The sequence below is a fragment of the Bacillus cereus group sp. MYBK95-2 genome (assembly GCF_051915225.1).
Lineage (GTDB): Bacteria > Bacillota > Bacilli > Bacillales > Bacillaceae_G > Bacillus_A > Bacillus_A cereus.
This window is the reverse complement of sequence record NZ_JBQAEH010000005.1, coordinates 71,636-92,259: the sequence shown is the minus strand read 5'-3', so window position 1 is coordinate 92,259 and position 20,624 is coordinate 71,636. Positions and strand designations below refer to the sequence as shown.

Sequence of the window (20,624 nt, the reverse complement as noted above, 5' to 3'; positions counted from 1 at the left end):
TGTATAAAATGAAATTGTAGAAATATTCATTCAGGTGATATTGGAGGAGAAAAGATGATCAAAAAGGGCTATCATGTAGCTGTTGTTGGGGCTACAGGTGCGGTAGGGCAAAAAATTATTGAACTGTTAGAGAATGAAATGAAGTTTAATATAGTTGAAGTTACATTGCTTTCGTCAAAACGATCCGCTGGTAAGAAAGTAAGATTCAAAGGACGAGAGATAATTATACAAGAGGCAAAAACAACTAGCTTTGAAGGTGTAGATATTGCCTTTTTTAGCGCTGGGGGAGAAGTATCTAGACAATTTGTAACTCATGCAGTTTCTAGTGGTGCGATTGTAATTGATAACACAAGTGAGTACCGAATGGCACAAGGTGTACCGCTCGTTGTTCCGGAAGTGAATGCGCACACTTTAAAACAGCATAAAGGTATCATTGCAGTTCCAAATTGTTCAGCACTACAGATGGTAACAGCACTTCAGCCGATTCGAAAATCATTTGGTTTAGAAAGAATTATCGTTTCAACATATCAAGCTGTATCGGGTTCTGGCATTCATGCGATTCATGAATTACGAGAGCAGGCTAAGTCTATACTTGCAGGTGAAGAAGTGAAGAGTGATATATTACCGGTGAAAAAAGATAAAAAACATTATCCAATAGCATTTAATGTACTGCCTCAAGTAGATATATTTACAGACAATGATTTTACTTTTGAAGAAGTCAAAATGATTCAAGAAACGAAGAAAATATTAGAAGATGAAAACTTGAAAATGGCAGCTACTTGTGTACGTGTTCCAGTTGTATCGGGGCATTCAGAATCGGTTTATATAGAACTGGAAAAAGAAGCAAGCGTTGTGGAAATCAAGGGAATACTAATGGATGCACCAGGTGTTATTTTGCAGGATAACCCTAGTGAACAGCTGTATCCAATGCCATTATATGCAGAAGGGAAAATAGATACATTTGTCGGAAGAATACGTAAAGATCCTGATACGCCAAACGGATTCCACCTCTGGATTGTTTCCGATAACCTATTAAAAGGTGCGGCTTGGAATTCAGTTCAAATTGCAGAGACTTTAGTGGAAAAGGGGATACTTTAATATAGTTTGAAAAACTGGGGAATCGTTAATGACTCCCCAGTTTGTATTTCATAATTGTTTTCTTTATTTCGGCCGACTTTAATTAAAATTAGTCGTTATTGAATTTTTATAAATGTCTACTTTATGTGCAGTGAAGCGTAAGGTTTTGGATTCTGCATGAATTGTAAGATTAATAATAATCGATAACGGCATTTCGACCGTTTTCACAATATCTTCTATAGCAATATACTCATTTTTTGCTTCCTTATAATAAACAACAGAACGAATTACGGCCTCGTCACCTTCAATATCAATTTCACACATCATAGGGAATTTTTCACCATTATGTAAGAATAATTCGCCTAGTACGATTGAACCGTTTAATTCTTCTGTAAAATTAGTAGTTGCCGCTGGTTTTACCCATATTTCGTCATGTTCTTCGTTTTCCTCTTCATCTATTGCCCATTCCCAAATGGGGTTTTGTTTTAGGTCCTCAATAGTTAATTTATCAATTGGTTTGCAACTACTCATACATAAATTCTCCTTTTATTTTGATAAATAAGTTTTTTGATTTCATGAATTAGATGATTGCTTATAAGTGGGTTTAACAAAGTATTTTGCTCATTTGATATCCAAACTACTTTATTTTGAAATAAAGCTATTACAGCAATATTAACAAAACTTTAATTGTCTAGTAAATAATTATTAGTGGAGATATTAAAATGGGATGGTGTTAAAGAAAGATAGTAAAAAACATCAAGGATGAATGAAATCCATTTGGTACGATATGGATATATCCAATGTGAGGGGGAGTTTGATGTATCAAGTAAAGGGGTATTTTTCATCATTAAAAGGAAGTTATTATGAGATTGGAAAGCAACAAGGGGAATTCGTGAAACAAAATCCGTATCTCATCCCGCAATTTATACACGAAGAAAATGTAATATCTAATAACCATTGGACAGAATCGAGAAATATACTAAACAAACATTGTCCAGGCATAAATGAAGAAATTGAGGGGTTTTGTGAAGTGTTAAAAATTCCTTCAAAAAATATGATGTATTACTATCAAACACTATTGAAAGCAGGTTGTAGTCATTGTGCAGTATTACCTAAAAAGACCGATTTAGAGCACACATATGTATTAAGGAATTATGATTTGTCACCAGTAATAGATGATATGCGTTTTTGTTCAACTCATGTTGAAGGTGCGTATGCACATAGTGGCTTTTCTACTCAATATTTTGGCCGAACGGAAGGGATAAACGAGCATGGATTAGCTGTTACATTTTCAGCATGTGGTCAACCAGTAGGAAATATTGCAGGTTTAAGAAAGCCAATGGTGAGTGGTTTACAATGTTTTGCGGTAATTCGATTGTTGTTGGAGAAATGTAAAAATGTGCAGGAAGCTAAGTTACTAATAGAAGAAATCCCAATTGCTAGTAATATTAATTTAATAATAGCTGATCCTTTAAATGCAGCATATATTGAAATATTTGACGGTCATAAATCCACAATAATGATTGATGATGAAAAACAAGCTTTTATTGTATCAACAAACCATGCAGTTAGTTCATCAATTCAGAAATTAAATAATAGGAAATTAGAACAATCAACAAAGAGATATTACCTTTTACATGAGCATTTAAATAGATATGAACAAGTGAGCATAGAGTCTTTAAAAGAGTTAGTAGAAGAAGAATATCCTGCTGGACTAACTGTACATAACTATGAAGAATGGTTTGGAACTTTACATTCTGTATTATTCGATTTACATGATTGTACAATGAAGATTTGTTTCGGATCACCACTGTTAAACGACTGGTATTCATTGAAAGTTGGAGGAAGTATGCCGTTTTCTGAGGTGAACGTGAACTTTAAAAATAAAACTTATACTGACTTTTGGAAGGAAGATAAGAATGAATTGATACCTAAAAGATAAATGGGATAAGATGGTGATGTAAAGAGTGCGTTTATACTGGAGGGATTACAAATGCTAAAAGTTATGTTACCATTTGTTCTTATCTTTTTTCTTATTATTGCGATGTATATTGCTTATCAAAAGAGAAAAAAATCTGGGATAAAAGGATTGAAAAGTGCGTTAACTTCTATTTGCTTCTTTTCACTTGCAATCTTAAATATGTTTGCATATTGGTTTCATTTTGGCGGTGCTTTTACTTGGTTATTTTCAATTGTATTATTGCTAGTTGGTGCATATTTTACAAAATATATTCCAATATCTAAAAAGGTACATTAAAATCTATAAGAGTTTAATATAATGTTTACTTTGTTTTGAAAAGAGATTATTCTACTGGATCGTTGTGAAACGGTTTTATAGGATAATCTCTTTTGTTTAGTTTTGGAAAGAACGTACTGTGCTTTTTAGTTGCTCAATAAATTCTCGAGTTGCAGCACACATATATTTATCTTTTCTATAAATTAGCCCTATTTCAATTGTTGGAGTAGGCTTTTCTATTTTAATAGCTTGAATGTTATTATTTTGTAAAAAGTCTATATATGGTTTGGGTAACACTGTAATTCCCATTCCTTTGGAAACCATTTGGATTAAAGATTCCATCGTGCTAATTTCTAAAATTGGTCTTGGTTTAAAGTTGAATTTTTGACAATGAGATGTAATTAGTTCGGTTAAAAAGAAATTTTTAGGTAAAAGAATTAAAGGATAGTTCTGTAATTCAGCAATAGATACATGATTACGTTCAGCTAATCGATGACCAGTGGGCACGACTAATGTAAGATCGCTTTTGTATAGAGGGATGGAGATAATCTCTTTATCTTGCACTGGGAGAAATGTAATTCCAATATCTAGTTCGTTTTGTAATAATTTTTCACGAATATCTCCTGTACGAAGCCCTAATACAGAAAGCTCTATATTGGGATATAAATTATTAAAATTTAAAATAGCTGGTGGTAGTAAATAATTTACGACGGTTAACAAAGCCCCTATTGTTAAGGAACCTTGCTGTAATCCGTTTAGGTCTTGAATAGCTGAACGAGCTTGTTCGACTTCATGAAAAATGGTTTTACTATGTGATAATAAAACCTTCCCTGCTTCAGTTAAAGATATTTTTTTACCAATTCGATCGAAAAGTGGCATTCCTACTTCATGCTCTAATGCACGTATTTGTTGACTTAGTGAAGGCTGTGAAATATTTAATTTCTCAGTTGCTTTTGTGAAATGTAATTCTTTTGAAACAGCTAAAAAGTATTCAAGTTGTCGTAATTCGATTGGAATCACCTCAAGTATAATAATAGGTTATACCTATCATTATTATATAAATAATTGAATTGAACAATGATTTTAGAGGTTTTATAATCATCTTTATATAACAGAGAGGTTTGTAAAAATTAATCGAGAGAAAATACATGTAACACCTTTAAAGGAGGAAATAGAATGGCTAATGAATATCAATTATTATCTTTAAATATAGGATTACCAAAAGAGGTTACATACGGCGGAAAAGTAATTCATACAGGCATAAATAAGAAACAAGTAAAGGAACCGGTATATTTATCCTTTGTAAAATTTAATGGGGATGGACAAGCTGACTTAGTTCATCATGGAGGAGTAGATAAAGCAGTTTGTGTTTATACTGGTGATCACTATCCATATTGGGAAAAAGAATTGAATCAAGATTTTGTATATGGGGCTTTCGGAGAAAATATAACAGTTAGTGGTATGCGCGAAGAGGATGTTTGTATTGGTGATACGTTTGAGCTAGGACAGGCAATCGTACAGGTAACACAACCAAGGCAACCTTGTTTTAAATTAGCAAAAAAATATAATATTCCAAAGTTACCACTATATTTTCAAGAAACAGGATATACAGGATTTTATTTTCGTGTATTAAAAGAAGGATGGGTATCATCAGTCGATACCTTAAAAAAACTACAGTCTGATCCAAAAGGTGTTTCAGTAGCGTTTGCTAATCGTATCATGCATAAGGAAAAACAAAATATTGAAGGGGTAAAAAGGATATTAGAAGTAAATGCACTTTCATGTAGTTGGAGAAAGTCTTTTGAAAAGCGTATAAGTGGAGAAGAAATTAATACGAAGGAAAGACTTGAAGGAATAAAAGACTAAAAATATTTTATTATAAATAGTGTATTTCTATTAGTAAAAGCTAATTAGAAAGCGCTATTTTTGTATAATAAACTAATTAATATCCAGAAATCTTAATATCGTTTTATTCGACTTGTTTTCAAATAGTCAAAACATAAAATTAATTAGACTTTTTTTTTATGTTTTGTGATAGTATATTGATTGGTAAGACCTCTATTTTTAAGAGTAGGTCATATAAGTATATCTAATTTAATGGAATTTAACATTTGGAGGTACAACATGGGGAATGTTGAAAAATTGGCAAGTCTTCTAATAGAAGAACCGAAAAGAGAGCAGTTATTTCCTTTATTTGAAGAAGTGTTTGGAATTACAACTCAAACATTGAATGATTTTTCGGATAAAGGATATTGGGATGATACATATAAAGCTTTATCGTTTTTACAAGAAGATAAAGTGATTGCAAATGTTGCGGCATTTTCACTCCCATTATTAATTAATGGTGAAAAAATAAATGCGGCGGGTATTCAATCAGTAATGACACACCCTAATTTCCGTAGACAAGGGCTAATGACACAATTAATGGGTAAAATGATAGAAGAAATCGATAAGAAATGTGAATGTGCATTATTGTTTACGGAAAAACCTGAACTATATACAGCATTTGGATTTAAAGTTGTGCAGGAATATTTGATGACTATACCATATGATAAAAATATTAATAATAACGATTCACTACTTAAAAAGTTAGATTACTATAATATAGAGAATAGACAGTTAATACATGAAACTATTGATAGTAGCCAAAGACTTTCAAATAGTTTTTCAACTTTAAACTTCCATCCTTCATTTTATTTGAATATGTATGATTCGGAATGGAATGAGAAATTGTATTATTCAGAGAAACTAGATGCTTTAATCGTTTATGAGGTAGACAATGAAAAGTTGAAATTATTTGGAGTATTTGCGCCAGTAATTCCGGTTTTAGATGAATTATGTGGAGAAATCAATGAAAGGTTTACTGAAATCGAATTTTATTTTTCTCCGGATCAATTAGGGGTTGAGGATGTACAGTTTACAGAATTACAGTCTAGCAAGTATTTAATGGTGCGAAGTGATAAAGAGTTAGATTTTAAAGGTTATAAATTCCCAGTATTAGCGGAGTTTTAAATGTCTATATAAATGCTTTATTATGGAGGAGCTATGAATATATCGTATATACCAGAACGTATTGAGCAACTCACTATAATGAATGTACCTGATTACTATAAAATTAATGATAATCATGCGTTTATTGTCCGTTCGAAAGCAGAAACTGATTTTTGGCTAAAAACACATTATGGTTTTGAAGTAATGAATGGTCATGTGTTTTATAATGAGATGATGACAGACTTTCAAGCTGAAGTTCAGTTACGTATGAATCCAAATTCAAAATTCGATCAAGCAGGTCTTTTTGTTATGATTTCGGAGAACTGTTGGCTAAAAACATCTTTAGAATATATCCCCGAAGGGCCATCTCACTTAGGTGCTGTCGTAACGAATAATGGATATTCTGATTGGTCAACGCAAGATTATCCAACTGAAGCAGCTAAGCAACAACTTCGTTTTCGAATTATTCGAAAACGCGGTGATTATACAATATATGTGAAAAAGAGCCATCAATGGGAACAAATAAGAATCGCTCATTTAATGGAGGATATAGGAAATGAGCCTATTAAAATAGGTTTTTACACGTGTAGTCCTTCTAAAAATAAGGGATTTGAGACTGAGTTTTTACATTTTACAATTGAAGAAATATAGATGAAAAACCGTATTCTTTTCATTAAGAATGCGGTTTTTGTATTTACATAATATAAAGCATATGTATTGACCAGAAAGTCATTAATACTTATCATTTAATAATGTTAAATATTAATTTACATAATATAATAGAAGTAATGAAGAAATTACAAAAAATATCGCTTAAATAAGGAGGGATATGAATTATTCAGTGGTAATTTCATGGGAAAAGGAGACTATGTATGAAATCATTTCGTAAGTTATTACAGTATTTAAAACCATACATGTTCTTCGCTATTATTGGACCGCTATTTATGGTACTTGAGGTTGCGATGGACTTAATTCAACCGACTATTATGCAACATATCATTGATGTTGGGATTGCAAATCGGGATTTAAATTATGTAATAAAAATGGGGCTTCTTATGATAGGAGCAGCAGCACTCGGTTTAGTTGGAGGGCTTGGGTGTATGATGTATTCTACAAAAGCAGCTGTTAATTTCGCTACTGACATACGAAAAGATGTGTTTGCGAAAATAGAAACATTTTCTAGTAATAATCGTGATTCATTTGGAACAGGTAAATTATTAACGATCGTGACGAATGATATCACTTCCATTCAATCAGCAATGACGATGACATTACGTGTTCTCGTTCGTGGTCCGCTGTTATTTATCGGAAGTATAATTATTGTTTTTGTAACAGCAAGAGAGTTATTTCCAATATTACTTGTAGTTGTTCCGATTTTATTACTTGCGATTATTTTAATTGCAAGTAAAGCAAGTGGTACATTTAAAAAGGTGCAAGAGGCATTGGACAAAGTGAATACAAAGTTACAAGAAAATTTATCTGGTGTACGTGTTATAAAAGCGTATGTAAGACAAAAATATGAAATCGCTCAATTTGGAAGTGTAAATACAAATTTAACGAAGATAAATATTCGAGCTGTGCAGCTTATTTCTTTAATGATGCCAATCATTATGCTAGTTGTAAGTGGCGGGATTGTCGCAACATTATGGATTGGTGGAGAAAAAGTATTCAATGGAACGCTTCAAGTAGGAGCGATTTTGGCATTTATTAATTACTTGAATATCATTTTAATGTCACTTATGTCGATTAGCATGGTATTTATTCAAATTGCGCGAGCTTTTCCATCTGCGGATCGTGTACAGCAAGTGTTAAATACCGAGGTTGATATTATAAGCGAAGCGAATGCGATCAAACCTGAGAAAATTGAAGGGAATATCGAATTTAAAAATGTTAGTTATAGCTATACGAAAAATAATGAATACGTTTTAAAAGATATTTCGTTTAGCATACAAAAAGGTGAAAAAGTAGGGATTATTGGATCAACTGGAAGTGGTAAATCTACCTTAGCGAAACTGTTACCACGTCTATATGATGTGGATCATGGTGAAATATGTATAGATGGAATAGATGTTAAAAAATATGATTTGCAAAAACTCCGTGCTTCAATAGGGTTTGTACCTCAGAAGGCGTTGTTGTTCTCAGGCAGTATAGAAGAAAATTTACGTTATGGTAAAGAAGATGCAACACATGACGAGCTGGAAGTAGCAGCTGCATCAGCTTGTGCGACTGAGTTTATCAATAAGCTGGAAGAATCTTATCAATATAAATTAACACAAGGCGCGACAAATCTATCAGGTGGACAAAAACAACGTGTATCAATTGCAAGGGCACTTGTGAGAAAACCACCGATTCTCATATTAGATGATTCTACATCAGCAGTTGATGCAAAATCAGAGGCTACTATTCAAACAGCTTTAAAAACAAAATATAAAGGCACAACGACTTTATTAATCGCGTCCAAAATTTCTTCCATAATGGATGCGGATAAAATACTTGTATTAGATAATGGTGAATTAGTTGGCAATGGTACACATGAACAATTGTTAGAACGAAGTGAGGTTTATCAGGAAATTTATCTTTCCCAAGGTGGCAATTTGCATAAAGAAGGTGGGGAAGAACATGCGTAATTTTCAAGGGCAATTTGCTAATAAAGGTGGACGAAACACGCCAAAGATGGGGAAAGCTAAAAATGCTCAAGGAACTGTAATGCGGATATGGAACTATATGGGCTACCAAAAAGCTGCTCTTATGTTTGTTATATTTCTAGTCGTTGTTACTACTTTACTTGGATTATTAGGTCCCTATTTTATGGGGGTCATTATAGATCAATATATTGTACCGAAAGATTTAAGTGGTACAGCAAGAATGTGTATGTTACTTATCGCAATTTACGGTGTAACTGTACTTTTAACATGGTTACAAACATTTGTCATGATTAACGTTGCATTAAAAACAATTCAAAAAATACGACAAGATATTTTTGAGAAAATCCAAACGCTTTCTTTACGGTTCTTTGATGTGCGTTCCCAAGGTGATTTAATGAGCCGTGTGACAAATGATATAGATAATTTGAATCAAGCTTTGACACAAAGTGTTGTACAAATTATTTCATCAGCGTTAACTTTTATAGGTGTAACGATTGCGATGTTCGCTTTAAATTGGATTTTAGCAATTGTAACTTTAATTACAGTACCTATTATGTTTTACGTTACAAAAAAACTAGTTGCATATAGTGGTAAAAACTTTGCGAAGCGTCAAAAAGATTTAGGTGAATTAAATGGATTTATTGAGGAAGCAATTACAGGTGCGGATGTTACAACCTTGTATGGAAAAGAAAAAGAAACTATACAAAATTTCAATAAAATTAATGAACAGCTAAGAGTTTCAGCTACGAAGGCTGATACATTTTCAGCTTTTATTTTTCCAAGTATGAACTTTATTAATAACTTAGGTATGGGGCTTGTCATTGGGACTGGATCAGTTATGGTCTTAAACGGAATGACAACAGTAGGAGTTATTGCGGCTTTTATTAATTATTCTCGTCAATTCTCAAGACCGCTAAGTCAATTTGCGACTTTAATGAATACAATTCAAGCGGCAGTTGCTGGTGGAGAACGTGTTTTTGAGATTATGGATGAGGTACCAGAAATTCAAAATAAAAAAGACGCATTTGTTGTACAAAATTTACAAGGGCATGTTGCACTTGAGAATGTTTCATTTGGCTACGCAGAAAATAAAACAATTTTAAAAGAAGTGAGTCTTAAAGCGCAGCCAGGAGAGACAATTGCTTTAGTTGGTCCGACTGGATCAGGGAAAACAACAATCATTAATTTGTTAACTCGCTTTTACGATATACAGCAAGGACAAATTCATATTGATGGAAAAGATATAAAAGATTATGATATTAATTCTTTACGAAGTAAAATTGGAGTAGTTTTACAGGATACGTATTTATTTGCTGGTTCGATTATGGATAATATCCGTTATGGACGCTTAGATGCTACTGATGAAGAAGTTATCACTGCAGCTAAGGCAGCATCTGCACATTCTTTTATTAAGCATTTGCCAAATCAATATGAAACAGAAATTGCTTCAGAAGGATCGAATTTAAGTCAAGGACAAAAACAACTTCTTGCGATTGCACGAGCAATTTTAGCAGATGCAGATATATTAATTCTCGATGAAGCGACATCTAATATTGACACAAGAACAGAATTACAAATACAAGCAGGACTAAATAATTTAATGAGAGGTCGCACAAGTTTTGTGATCGCTCACCGACTTAAAACAATTGAAAAAGCAGATCAAATCCTTGTTATAAAGGATGGGGGAATTTTAGAAAGAGGGAATCATGAATCTCTCATGGAAGATAAAGGGTTTTATTTTGATTTGTATACGAGCCAGTTTAAAATATAGTAAAAGCATTGATATGTTGCGGTTTCTCTTGAGAGGAGAAACCGTATTTTTATATTTGTAAATGTTACTATTCAAATGGTCTTTCACTACATATTTTAACAGCATCCCCTTGTATTCTAGGAAAAACATGTGAATAACGATTTAATGTTATGAACATATCTTTATAACTGAAGTGTTTACTTACAGTCTTTGGATGTATACCTTGTTTCAAAAGTAGCGTAGCATGTGTATAACGTAAATCATAAAATCGAACCTTAAAAATTGGAATTTAAATAAAAAGAGCACTGTTAAAAGCGCTCTGAGACAAACCATATATTTAGAGAGGAATCAAGATAATATATGGATATTGTGTGAGAATGTTGTAGGTTTTAATGAAAAATAAAGCACACATATAAGTGTGCTTTTATGAACGCTTTAGATTTGTATGACTATATAGTCATACAATAAAATATGCTTGTTTAATATAAATGTGTGTCAAATCTATAAAAAGATATTGTGTATAAGGAACAATAAATGTTAATTAGCCAAGTCTTTTGTTTTTATCCTGCTATTTGCCGGGTAGTAAGACCCCCACCTCAAAATTCAGCAGAAGCAAAGAAGTTAGGTGGGGGCTGGACTGCCCGTAAAGTCCGATTGGTGAGGGCTGATTAAAGTTTCACTTTATTAACGAATTTGTGCGACTGTTAACGCTGCAGAACGAATATCTACTGTACCTATTACTTCAACGGGGACAATTTGAATTAAATCACCAGGGTTTAAGTTAATTAGAATGACACCACTTGATACATCGACTTCACCAGTTCCTATAATATTAGAACGGACTGCGGTTCCGGATCCTGCAATAACATTAGTCGATGAATTTAATGTCAAGAAAAAGCGTGCTGCTTCCGGTGCTAATGGAAAGTTATCAAGGCTAATCGTTAATGTATAGCTAATTTGATAAATACCAGCTACCTGAATTTTAATACCAGTTCCAGTACTAATTGTATCATTGATTACAGGGACAGTAATATTAGGATTTGGGCCTGTACTAGGTAATAGTAGTGGTGTAAATAATGTTGCAAATTGAGGTGAAGTAGCATTGAATGCAAAACCTAGGGCAGGTAGTGTACTAGGTGCGTGTACTTCACAATTAAAATTAGCGAATTTACGAATGGATGAGCGCATATTTTCACTCCTTTCTTGTATTTAGATTTCGTGAGTATTAACTTCACATTTTGGACAAGCATAATACAATATATGAAAATTTATAGTAGATAGTGCACAAGCTTCACTATTACGAATAAAGCAATGAATAATAATAAATACTATATGGAAAAGCAGTTAGCTAACTGCTTAGTAGGTTCTCCAAGAGCAAATAGGCGCAAAATTATTGCACTCTCAAAAAGATCAATACAGATAAGTGCTCTTTTTGAGAGTGAGTATAAATTTCTATCATTCTATCTAGTATTTGCACTGTATTATGTAGTTGCTACTAAAATTGATGTGAATTTTTAAAATTAGAGGTTTCTTTTAATGAAACCTCTAAAAAGACAACTAAATTTACGTTATAGTAAATTCAATTGCGATAGGAGTGCCGCCATCTAGGACTGCTCCTCCTACAATAGTAGCAGCTGTAGTAGTCACACCAGTAATAGTATCACCTGTTTGAATAACACCATTAATATAAAGTGTTAAAAAGGCATAAGAAGCAGGGAATGTTGTTACAGCACCAGTGTCATCAGTGAAGTCTGTGTTAGCAAAAGTTAAATCTGCTCCAGCAGCAGTTCCTGTTGCGGCTGTACTTACAAATCGTCTTCCTGCTATAAAAGGTTTAACGATAGGCATTTATATTCACCCCTTTTTGAGAATTAACTTAGACAAGTTTTTTGAAAGTTTTGTCCTGTATCGTATATTATGCTGTGCTTCTACTAAGAGATACGGCTTGTATACTAGTAAATAAATATAATTATTATGCGTTTTATAAGTTAGGTTATTATAAGTAATTAAGTGGTTAAGGTTGGATTTTGTATATGGTATGTTTATGTTAAAAAAGAGAGCTCTTTTAGAAAGAGCTCTTAATCAAATTATTATCTTAGTGTTGGAGGGAACTGGCGGCCTCAGTGACAGATGGTAGAAATAATTTACGTGGTATTGTAATACATAGCCTTTAAATCCTTGATATATAAAGGTTTTGAAGACTATGTATATATGGATTGCAAACATTTTGCAAACATTGTCATCCGAAAATGTTTTTTGCGAAGTTTTTAACAGCATCCTCTTGCATATTCGGAAGAACATGAGAATATATACTTAATGTCATAGATATATTTGAATGTCCTAATCTTTCGCTAACGATTTTTGGGTTTACACCCTGCTTTAATAATAGAGTTGCGTGTGTATGCCTTAAATCATGGAATTTTATTTTTGGCATGTTAGCTTTTTGGATTATTTTATAGAAACATTTTCGGAAATAGTCTCTGTATACAAAATTCCCACTCATTGTACAAACAATCAGATTAGAATCGCTGTATGCATTTCCAAATCTCAATTTTTCTTTTTTTATAAATAGGTGGTGTTCCTTTAAGGCATTTATAGTTTCTATCGGTATAGGTAAAGTGCGTTTAGAAGAATTTGATTTAGCGCTTTGTTTAATTTTATTATCATGACCTAATGTTTGATTAATTGTAACTGTGTGGTTATCGAAATCAACATCAACATCTTGCCAACGTAGCCCTAAAACTTCACCTAGCCTCATTCCTGTTGTTATTGCCAGAATATAGCCAGTATGATATCGTGAGTTTTGTGAATGTAACAAAAAAGTTTTTACTTCTTCCTCTGTCCAAGTTTGGATAGAGGTGCTTTCTTTTTTTGGTTTCGCTGCAAATCTAGCAGGATTTGTGATGATTAAATTTTGTGCAACAGCTTGATTTAATGCAGTGTTTAAAATCCTATGAATCAATATGATTCTACTGTTAGATAATTTTTCAGTTAAATTTCTATAAAATTGTTGAATCTGTATCACATTCAGTTTATTAAGATTGTTTTTTCCAAGCGCAGGAATAAGATGCTTTAAAACAATACATTCGTAACCACCATACGTACTTTTGTCGACTTCCATTTCTTTTACTTTTAACCACTCTAATAAATAATCCTTTAGAGTAATTTTAGACGGTTCGATAAAAGTCCCTTCATTCAACTCCGTAATCTTTTTCGCTACATCTTTTTCAGCTTCTTTTTTTGTCTTATATCCAGAGAACCACTTTTGTCTTCTTTTTCCTGTCTCCGGATCAGCTCCGATATCAATTACGATGCAATATTTATTTCCTCTTTTTCGAATATGTCCTTTCACTTGAAACACTCCTTCATTTTGTTTTGAATCATGTTGTGTAAGTCTAGTTGTAATTTTTCTGCTATGAAAATTACATAGTTGGACATATCAGCGATGGATATATTTTACCATATATGAGCAAATTCAGTTATAGGATATGATTGTCAGTCGATGTTAAATAATAGTAGAATATTAATAGAATTAGATGAAGGGGGAAGTAAGACCATGAGACAATTCACAAAGGATCCAGGTGGGCATAAAGTAACTGATCCCGGTGGTGGTTGGAAACATAATCAAGAACCTGGTACAGGGTGGAAAATGATTTCTGATCCAGGCGGCGGTGGATGGGATATAAGTTTAGACCCAGGCACGGGTATATAACAAGGGGGAGAATACCTAAATGACAAATTATATAAAGGACCCAGGGGGATGGAAAATAAGTTTAAATCCAGGAACGGAGTGTAATACATAGGAGCCTAATGGCTCTTTTTTATTGCAGAAAAAAGAGAGTATCATATGTATATGGTACTTTAAAATACGAAATGCAAAATTGCATATTTTATTCCATTGAATGCGAAGAACGTTGATATATAGCGTTTTTTGAACTTTCTCAATAATTATCAGATTACTGCATGACCGAATTTTGGGAAATTTGTGTTATTATGAAAATAATAAAATAAATGGACGTAAAAAAGACCCATGACTGTGTAAGTAGTGTTGGCTGCACTCTTACACCGTCCTCCCTAATGCGAGTAGGGAAAACATCTGTCATAAGTCTCATCCATAATTATAACATATAACCTAGATATAATGACACGTTTTCCTGTAAAGGTAAGAAATCTAGGGTAACGTGTCTTTTTGTCCAACAAGGGGGACAAAATAGTGGATAATATTCTAGTAAGTAGGGAAAAAGACCAGGTAATGACAGATTTATTAAGAAAAATAAATGACGATTTATTTGCATTAAAAATTACAAACAATGAATTAGCTTCTTATTTAGGGATTGCTAAAAGTACAGTATCTAGTATTTTGAGCGGGAAAACTGAAATTAGTTTTAATTATTTGATTAAAATAATTATGAAGATTTACAAGAAACCGTATGTTACATTAAGAGATGACATAATATCAGATTACTTAATGTATGCAAAACCCGAGAACAGAAGAGAAGCTTTAGAATACGCTGCATTCCGAAGAGAATTCGATTCTTTGAAAGTACTAATTGATATTGAGAAAAGTTCTAATACTGAAATTAATCGGGAATTCGCGAAAATATACGAAATTGTCTATAAACACTGTAAGGATGTAGAAGAATATAGCCCTGAGGATTTTTATGACGAATTAGAAGAGTGCAAAAGTCATGTTTTATCATGGGAAATGAAAGTACTAATTGATATTCTTTTATGCCAAACGTTATATCAAACGAAAGAATATAAAAAATTATTTAAGCGTATTAGTATCGCTAAAAAAAACGTAAAAGAAATAAAGAATAAATTTATTTATAATAGTTTTTTAGTCAGAATAAAAGAAGTGTTGATTGTCACTTATATGATGCAGAACGAAGTGAGGAAAGCTAGATTAACATGTATTGAATTAATGGACATGTGTGACGGAAACAGCAGTTTTTTTATGCAAAAAGCTAACTCCTATTACAACATGGGAGAATCATATATATTTGAAGATTATTCAAAGGCGAAAATGTTTTTAGAAAAAAGCTTATCAGTTCTAAGTGATGAAATGTTTACTGGGGATAAAGATATCGAAAGAAAAACGAGACGAATTAAGAGTACCATAATCTTTTTGAAAATTCATCATTACCAGGACATAAAAGAAGTGTATTCTGGATTAGATAAGGATGGTCATGTCTATTTAGAATTACAAAAAGGGAACAAGGAACAAGCAGAAATGTATTTATTAGAAATTGAAAAAGAAAACGGTGCATTAAACGAATTCCAAACTTGTTATATGGGGTTAGCTAGAAACGATAAATCGTTAATAGAAAAATCCTATATGATGTTTTTGCAAAAGAAGAGTCTTTTCTATGCAAATTTACCTAAATTATACTTGGGTGATTTTTAAAAAAATGGTATAATTATCTTTATAGAAAGAGGTGGATTTATTGAAAAAAATACCAATCCTTTTATCATTTTTAGCAATCGCTGGAGTGTTTGTTTTCTTAGTAGATAAAAAAGTTGAAGAGCCGAAACAAGAGGCAGCGAGCTATGAAAATATTATTTTGTATTCAAACGAACCAGGCGGAGGCGGCCTCTAAGGTTCTACTATATAATCAATAGAAATGCGATTGTCCTAAAAAGGATGGTCGCATTTCGTGTTTTTAAGGGGCGTTCGGTTTTTATCTAAAAATTGAGAAATCGAAACTATGTGAACAATTCACAAATTACTATAAAGAAAAAAGGATGGGGAATTTAAAATGGAGGATTGTAAACAAGGTATTCAATTGTTAATTGACATGGCTAACAAAGGAGATGAGGAAGCAACTTTAATGTTGAAGAAGATTGACAATCTTTTAGATGAATGTGAAATGGTTATGCTAAAGAAAAAAGGATGATTGTTAGTTATAGCTATCAATCATCCTTACTATTTATTTTCTTCTATGTCTAATCCAGAAATTAATGCTTTTATCTTTTTAATAGCAAATTCTTTCGTTTCATCATCGAATGTTTCTACTCGATCTATATAATACTTTAGTTCTAACATAACATCTGATGCTGAAGGTTCTTCGCTAGTTTTATTATCTGATAAACCCATAATGTAGTCGGTTGATATGTTTGCTAAATTGGAAATTTTTGAAACGGTTTCCCTAGATGGAGTCTTTTTACCTGATTCGATATAAGATACCATAGGTTTACTAATATCCACGCTATCTGCAAATTGTTGCTGCGTATACCCGAGCGACATTCTTATCTCTTTGATTCTTTTCCCAATTATATTCTCCATAAAAATCCCCTTTTTATTACCTTAGTATTACCTGATATATAAAATATAACAGAAAAGTTGACTCTGAGACAACTTAGTTTTTTTTGAAAAGATTTCTTTACACAAACTTGTTGACTTGTAGTTAACAAGTTGGTATTATGAAGACATCGAAAGAAACAAGGGTGATGCTAATGACAAAACTTAATGTAGAACGCGTGAAAGAATTAAGGATATCACTCGGTTATACACAACAATTTGTAGCTGAATATCTAAGTTGTTCTAAAAGTGGTTATTGTTATATGGAACAAGGAAAAAGGCAACCGAGTTTAGAAAAATTAGGCAAACTATCAACATTATATAATGTGGCAACTGATGAATTGTTAGAACAAAGTTAACTATAGGTTGTCCTTTTTTTAAAAAAATAAGTTAACCTGTAGTTAATTTGTGTAGGAGGGAAAAAATGAATCAATTATAAGTTGTGCAACATCTTACAGAAAGACTTCAATGAAGCGATATCATGCATAAATGCATGGCCACCGAGATTGGTATGATTATATATCTTTAATAAAATTCAGGAATTTCAAAAGGAGTAGAAGGAAAATGGGATTAGATCAAATTATTAAAGAATCAATCCGTGAAGTTGTTCGAGAGGAAATTCAAGCTGCTTTAGCACAGTTCCAACAAAAATCACAACCAAACAAGGTAATGAGGGTGAAAGAAGCAGCTGCTTATCTCAATATCGCTGTTTGTCGAATGTATGAATTGGCAAAACATCCACAGTTTCCAGTGATTAGAGATGGGCGCAAAATACTTTTCCTACAAAAGGATTTAGAAGCTTGGCTTGAAACACAAAAGGAGGTGATCTAGTGGAAGATACAACATCGTTAGTTATATTCGCAATATTTATCGCGTGTAGCTCGTTGTTACTTTACATTACTTACGAACCGATAAAAAGATGGGCTTGGAGTGACGTAAAACAAAATAAAAAGACCCACGGCAATGGGTCCTTTAAGAAAAAACAATTGTTATAAGTATATCACGGAAAGTAGGGAAATAGTACATGGATTTAATTGAATATCAAGTGCTATTACCTAATAAGTTCTGGGACTTAACAGAGAGCAAGGATGACTTAAAGAAGATGATTGAGCAGTATTTCAATGTAGGTTATCCGCATTATGAAATTCAACGGATTATTAAAAGTGGACAAGCATATGTGGCAGTCTGTACAAGGAGGTAAATGAATGGCTACTTTTCGAGTTAATAAAGATAAGAACTACACGACAATAAATAATACAGGTCTTAAAGATAAAAGATTAAGTTGGAAAGCAAAAGGGATTTTAGCGTATATTCTTACACTTCCTGATGATTGGGTTTTTTATAGAGAAGAATTATCTAGGCATGCAAAGGACGGGCTAGATAGTTTAAGAGCTGGAATGAAAGAACTAAAGGAATATGGGTATCTTAAAAGATTTCCGGTGAGAGATGATAACAACAAAATTATTAAGTGGGAAACAATCATATATGAAGTTCCGCAAAATGACCCAGTGGCGGAAAAACCACCAGTGGAGATTCCACCAGAGGTAAAGCCACCAGTGGAAAAACCACCGGTGGAAAATCCCAAGCTACTAAGTACTAAAGAACTAAGTACTAATAAACAAAATACTAATATACAAAGTAGTAGTAGCATCTTCTCTTTCTACGAAAATAATTTCGGTATTTTAAATTCATTCATAGCCGAAAGTATTTCACAATGGGTAAACGATACAAGCGAAGAACTTGTACAAGCAGCAATGGAGCGTGCTTTGAAACAGCAGAAGAAATGGAATTATGCTGAGGGGATTTTAAAACAGTGGGTTAATAAAAACATTCGTACTTTAGCTGATGTTAATGCAGCAGAAATAGAGTTTAAAAACAAAGGTAAAAAAGGAGAGAAAAACAATGCAAGCGTTAGGAAAAACAGTAGCTTCATCGAAAAATACGATTTTGAGTAAATTTGCTCAAAGTTATGTGTTGTCTCCTAATAGATGTACAAATGTTTTCTTGGTCGGGAAAGACAAAATTAAAGACGTTTGTAATAAACGCTTACTTATAGATACAAAAACGAATGCAGAGTTTTGTCCACAATGTAGATCGGTAGAGCAAGAGGACCAGCAACTTGCAAAAGAAACATTGGCCATTAAGAAGAAGAACGAAATTATTCATTTATACGATTCGTTTTCAGATAACAGTCTTATAAATCCTAAGTTGAAGCAAGCAACATTTGATAGCTATGAACCGCCTACAAAAGAATTAGCAAAGGCTAAAGAAGTAATGATGGATTTTGCTAAAAACTTTGATCCTAACAAGTCAGAAAGTATTGTAATTACAGGTGACTATAGAGTCGGAAAGAGTCATTTATGTGTAGCAGCTACAAAAGAAATTATGAGAAAAGGCTACAGTGCAATGTTCATTGAAATGAATGCACTCTTCACAAAAATTACATCTACATGGAACAAAAATAGCGAATTAACAGAGGACAAGCTAATGTCTATTCTCGCAAATGTGGATGTACTTGTATTAGATGACTTTGGAGCCGAGTTCACGGAAAAAGATGCTGAGGGAGTTACTTGGAAGAAAACGAAAACAAAGGATATTCTTGAGCGTAGGCTAGGCAGAACAAACTTATTTACAACAAACTTTAGAGTTATGGAGTTAGCTGGAATGTACGGAGAACGTGAGTTTAGTCGGATCATGGAAGATACTCAAGTATTGAAAATGTACGGTGAAAATTACAGTTTGCGTAACTTTAAAAAGGAGGAATAAGCATGTGTGCATTATGCAGTAATACAGGAATTATTCGTAAAGAAACTTATCCAGGTGTAACTCTAACGGAAGGGTGTAACTGTGAGGTAGCAAAGCAACAGCAAGAAGAAAACGATAAACGTTGGCAAGCATGGTTAATCAAATTTGAATCAATGAAACAAGAGTTGCAACGAAATCAACAACAAAAAGTAAGTTAACAAGGGGGAGCAAGGAATGAAAAACACAGGTGTTTCAAGAAAAATGGACGAGCTAGGGCGTGTGGTAATTCCAGTAGAGTTACGTAGAACTTTAGGAATTGCTGAAGGTACAGCATTAGGCTTTCATGTTGAAGGGGGAGACATTGTTTTAAGAAAACACGAAAAGTCATGCTTTGTAACTGGCAAAGTTTCGGAATCAAACATTGAATTACTGGATGGAAGAATGTTTCTAAGTAAAGAAGGAGTAACTGAATTACTGGACATTCTTGAAAAGAGTGAAATGGCACATGGCTAAACAACTAAATATTTTCGAAGTAGAGCCAGCAATTTGTGAGTTTGATGTAATGAAAGCCAATGTTAAGAAAGGAACTGGACGTAATACATACGCTGATGTACGCGTCCAAGTTCCAAAGAATGCAAAGTGCACGGATGAGTTACCACGCACAACTAAACAAGATGATCGCTATGACATCTTTGAACAATATGTAATGGCAATATGGAGATTTCAAAGAGCTGTAGATAAGTTTTTCAATTGGGATACAGCTGAAGAATTGTGTAAGGCAGCAAGGGATAAAAAAGAAATAATTCCGGTACGGATTTACTTAGGAAGTGGATTCAAACCTGATGTTGTCGAGTACATGCGGTAGTAAAAGGGAGAGGG

27 protein-coding genes are annotated in these 20,624 nt (G+C 33.0%); 21 read left to right on the top strand and 6 right to left on the bottom strand.

Translation table 11 applies throughout. The features are described from left to right. The first annotated feature begins 54 nt into the window (after positions 1-54). Positions 55-1,098 (top strand): aspartate-semialdehyde dehydrogenase, encoded by a 1,044-nt coding sequence (locus tag ACTFN4_RS17940; protein WP_439962634.1) that lies wholly within the window; start codon positions 55-57, stop codon positions 1,096-1,098. Between the two features lie 78 nt (positions 1,099-1,176). Here the strand turns inward: ACTFN4_RS17940 and ACTFN4_RS17935 are convergent, their stop codons facing one another. Then, a complete protein-coding gene (locus ACTFN4_RS17935) occupies positions 1,177-1,608 on the bottom strand; it encodes a hypothetical protein (protein ID WP_439962632.1) in 432 nt (143 codons plus the stop codon). Positions 1,609-1,894: 286 nt separating this feature from the next. Here ACTFN4_RS17935 and ACTFN4_RS17930 point away from each other — a divergent pair, with 286 nt between their 5' ends. Beyond that, positions 1,895-3,019, top strand: a complete 1,125-nt coding sequence (locus ACTFN4_RS17930; RefSeq protein WP_439962630.1) for a C45 family autoproteolytic acyltransferase/hydolase — start codon at positions 1,895-1,897, stop codon at positions 3,017-3,019. Between the two features lie 51 nt (positions 3,020-3,070). Next, positions 3,071-3,334, top strand: coding sequence for a hypothetical protein (locus ACTFN4_RS17925; protein ID WP_016122487.1), 264 nt, complete (start codon positions 3,071-3,073; stop codon positions 3,332-3,334). Positions 3,335-3,430: 96 nt separating this feature from the next. On the opposite strand, the gene ACTFN4_RS17920 is transcribed toward ACTFN4_RS17925, so the two are convergent. Further along, a complete protein-coding gene (locus tag ACTFN4_RS17920) occupies positions 3,431-4,333 on the bottom strand; it encodes a LysR family transcriptional regulator (protein ID WP_439962629.1) in 903 nt (300 codons plus the stop codon). 156 nt (positions 4,334-4,489) lie between these two features. On the opposite strand from ACTFN4_RS17920, the gene ACTFN4_RS17915 reads away from it, so the two are divergent. From ACTFN4_RS17915 to ACTFN4_RS17895, 5 genes are all read left to right on the top strand, one after another. Continuing rightward, positions 4,490-5,179: an MOSC domain-containing protein gene (locus tag ACTFN4_RS17915; RefSeq protein WP_001262990.1), complete on the top strand. Its 690-nt coding sequence runs from the start codon at positions 4,490-4,492 to the stop codon at positions 5,177-5,179. A gap of 258 nt (positions 5,180-5,437) precedes the next feature. Beyond that, positions 5,438-6,325 carry a GNAT family N-acetyltransferase gene (locus ACTFN4_RS17910; protein WP_017674074.1) on the top strand — a complete coding sequence of 296 codons (888 nt, stop codon included), beginning with the start codon at positions 5,438-5,440 and terminating at the stop codon, positions 6,323-6,325. A 33-nt stretch (positions 6,326-6,358) separates the two neighbouring features. Next, positions 6,359-6,955, top strand: a complete 597-nt coding sequence (locus ACTFN4_RS17905) for a DUF1349 domain-containing protein (RefSeq protein WP_061457181.1) — start codon at positions 6,359-6,361, stop codon at positions 6,953-6,955. A 221-nt stretch (positions 6,956-7,176) separates the two neighbouring features. After that, positions 7,177-8,931, top strand: coding sequence for an ABC transporter ATP-binding protein (locus ACTFN4_RS17900; protein ID WP_439962628.1), 1,755 nt, complete (start codon positions 7,177-7,179; stop codon positions 8,929-8,931). After that, the gene (locus tag ACTFN4_RS17895) at positions 8,924-10,720 is read left to right on the top strand and encodes an ABC transporter ATP-binding protein (RefSeq protein WP_439962626.1); all 1,797 of its coding nucleotides are present in this window, start codon (positions 8,924-8,926) and stop codon (positions 10,718-10,720) included. Before ACTFN4_RS17900 ends, ACTFN4_RS17895 begins: the two co-directional genes overlap by 8 nt. Before the next feature lie 663 nt (positions 10,721-11,383). Here the strand turns inward: ACTFN4_RS17895 and exsF are convergent. From exsF to ACTFN4_RS17880, 3 genes are all read right to left on the bottom strand, one after another. Next, the gene (exsF, locus tag ACTFN4_RS17890; RefSeq protein ID WP_439962624.1) at positions 11,384-11,887 is read right to left on the bottom strand and encodes an exosporium protein ExsF; all 504 of its coding nucleotides are present in this window, start codon (positions 11,885-11,887) and stop codon (positions 11,384-11,386) included. A gap of 375 nt (positions 11,888-12,262) precedes the next feature. Further along, entirely contained in the window at positions 12,263-12,547 is a 285-nt protein-coding gene (locus tag ACTFN4_RS17885) for a DUF4183 domain-containing protein (RefSeq protein WP_001123247.1), read from the bottom strand. 391 nt (positions 12,548-12,938) lie between these two features. After that, on the bottom strand, positions 12,939-14,051 hold the full coding sequence (locus tag ACTFN4_RS17880) for a tyrosine-type recombinase/integrase (protein ID WP_439962623.1): 1,113 nt from the start codon (positions 14,049-14,051) through the stop codon (positions 12,939-12,941). 204 nt (positions 14,052-14,255) lie between these two features. Between ACTFN4_RS17880 and ACTFN4_RS17875 the strand changes: the two genes are divergently transcribed. The 4 genes from ACTFN4_RS17875 (at position 14,256) to ACTFN4_RS17860 (ending at position 16,596) form a co-directional block, all read left to right on the top strand. Next, positions 14,256-14,411 (top strand): hypothetical protein, encoded by a 156-nt coding sequence (locus tag ACTFN4_RS17875; RefSeq protein WP_439962621.1) that lies wholly within the window; start codon positions 14,256-14,258, stop codon positions 14,409-14,411. Between the two features lie 501 nt (positions 14,412-14,912). Then, complete coding sequence (locus ACTFN4_RS17870; protein WP_439962620.1) at positions 14,913-16,106, top strand: AimR family lysis-lysogeny pheromone receptor; 1,194 nt, start codon at positions 14,913-14,915, stop codon at positions 16,104-16,106. A 40-nt stretch (positions 16,107-16,146) separates the two neighbouring features. Then, on the top strand, positions 16,147-16,299 hold the full coding sequence (locus tag ACTFN4_RS17865; RefSeq protein WP_322360072.1) for a hypothetical protein: 153 nt from the start codon (positions 16,147-16,149) through the stop codon (positions 16,297-16,299). 159 nt (positions 16,300-16,458) lie between these two features. Beyond that, positions 16,459-16,596, top strand: a complete 138-nt coding sequence (locus tag ACTFN4_RS17860) for a hypothetical protein (RefSeq protein WP_000389115.1) — start codon at positions 16,459-16,461, stop codon at positions 16,594-16,596. 29 nt (positions 16,597-16,625) lie between these two features. Here ACTFN4_RS17860 and ACTFN4_RS17855 read toward each other — a convergent pair whose 3' ends face one another. Continuing rightward, positions 16,626-16,985 (bottom strand): helix-turn-helix domain-containing protein, encoded by a 360-nt coding sequence (locus ACTFN4_RS17855; protein ID WP_000427704.1) that lies wholly within the window; start codon positions 16,983-16,985, stop codon positions 16,626-16,628. A 170-nt stretch (positions 16,986-17,155) separates the two neighbouring features. On the opposite strand from ACTFN4_RS17855, the gene ACTFN4_RS17850 reads away from it, so the two are divergent. The 9 genes from ACTFN4_RS17850 to ACTFN4_RS17810 all read left to right on the top strand — a co-directional run bounded on the left by ACTFN4_RS17850 (position 17,156) and on the right by ACTFN4_RS17810 (position 20,610). After that, the gene (locus tag ACTFN4_RS17850; protein ID WP_044797971.1) at positions 17,156-17,359 is read left to right on the top strand and encodes a helix-turn-helix domain-containing protein; all 204 of its coding nucleotides are present in this window, start codon (positions 17,156-17,158) and stop codon (positions 17,357-17,359) included. A gap of 205 nt (positions 17,360-17,564) precedes the next feature. Further along, complete coding sequence (locus ACTFN4_RS17845) at positions 17,565-17,831, top strand: helix-turn-helix domain-containing protein (protein WP_000522022.1); 267 nt, start codon at positions 17,565-17,567, stop codon at positions 17,829-17,831. After that, on the top strand, positions 17,831-17,995 hold the full coding sequence (locus ACTFN4_RS17840; RefSeq protein WP_000390297.1) for a hypothetical protein: 165 nt from the start codon (positions 17,831-17,833) through the stop codon (positions 17,993-17,995). The genes ACTFN4_RS17845 and ACTFN4_RS17840 overlap by 1 nt, the downstream gene beginning before the upstream one ends. A 29-nt stretch (positions 17,996-18,024) precedes the next feature. After that, a complete protein-coding gene (locus ACTFN4_RS17835) occupies positions 18,025-18,201 on the top strand; it encodes a hypothetical protein (protein WP_044797974.1) in 177 nt (58 codons plus the stop codon). A gap of 4 nt (positions 18,202-18,205) precedes the next feature. After that, positions 18,206-18,955, top strand: a complete 750-nt coding sequence (locus ACTFN4_RS17830) for a DnaD domain protein (protein WP_089148514.1) — start codon at positions 18,206-18,208, stop codon at positions 18,953-18,955. Beyond that, positions 18,903-19,766, top strand: a complete 864-nt coding sequence (locus ACTFN4_RS17825; RefSeq protein ID WP_439962618.1) for an ATP-binding protein — start codon at positions 18,903-18,905, stop codon at positions 19,764-19,766. Before ACTFN4_RS17830 ends, ACTFN4_RS17825 begins: the two co-directional genes overlap by 53 nt. A 2-nt stretch (positions 19,767-19,768) precedes the next feature. Next, positions 19,769-19,963 (top strand): hypothetical protein, encoded by a 195-nt coding sequence (locus ACTFN4_RS17820; RefSeq protein ID WP_439962617.1) that lies wholly within the window; start codon positions 19,769-19,771, stop codon positions 19,961-19,963. 16 nt (positions 19,964-19,979) lie between these two features. Beyond that, on the top strand, positions 19,980-20,258 hold the full coding sequence (locus ACTFN4_RS17815) for an AbrB/MazE/SpoVT family DNA-binding domain-containing protein (protein ID WP_439962616.1): 279 nt from the start codon (positions 19,980-19,982) through the stop codon (positions 20,256-20,258). Further along, positions 20,251-20,610, top strand: a complete 360-nt coding sequence (locus tag ACTFN4_RS17810; protein WP_001118821.1) for a hypothetical protein — start codon at positions 20,251-20,253, stop codon at positions 20,608-20,610. Before ACTFN4_RS17815 ends, ACTFN4_RS17810 begins: the two co-directional genes overlap by 8 nt. Positions 20,611-20,624: the final 14 nt, after the last annotated feature.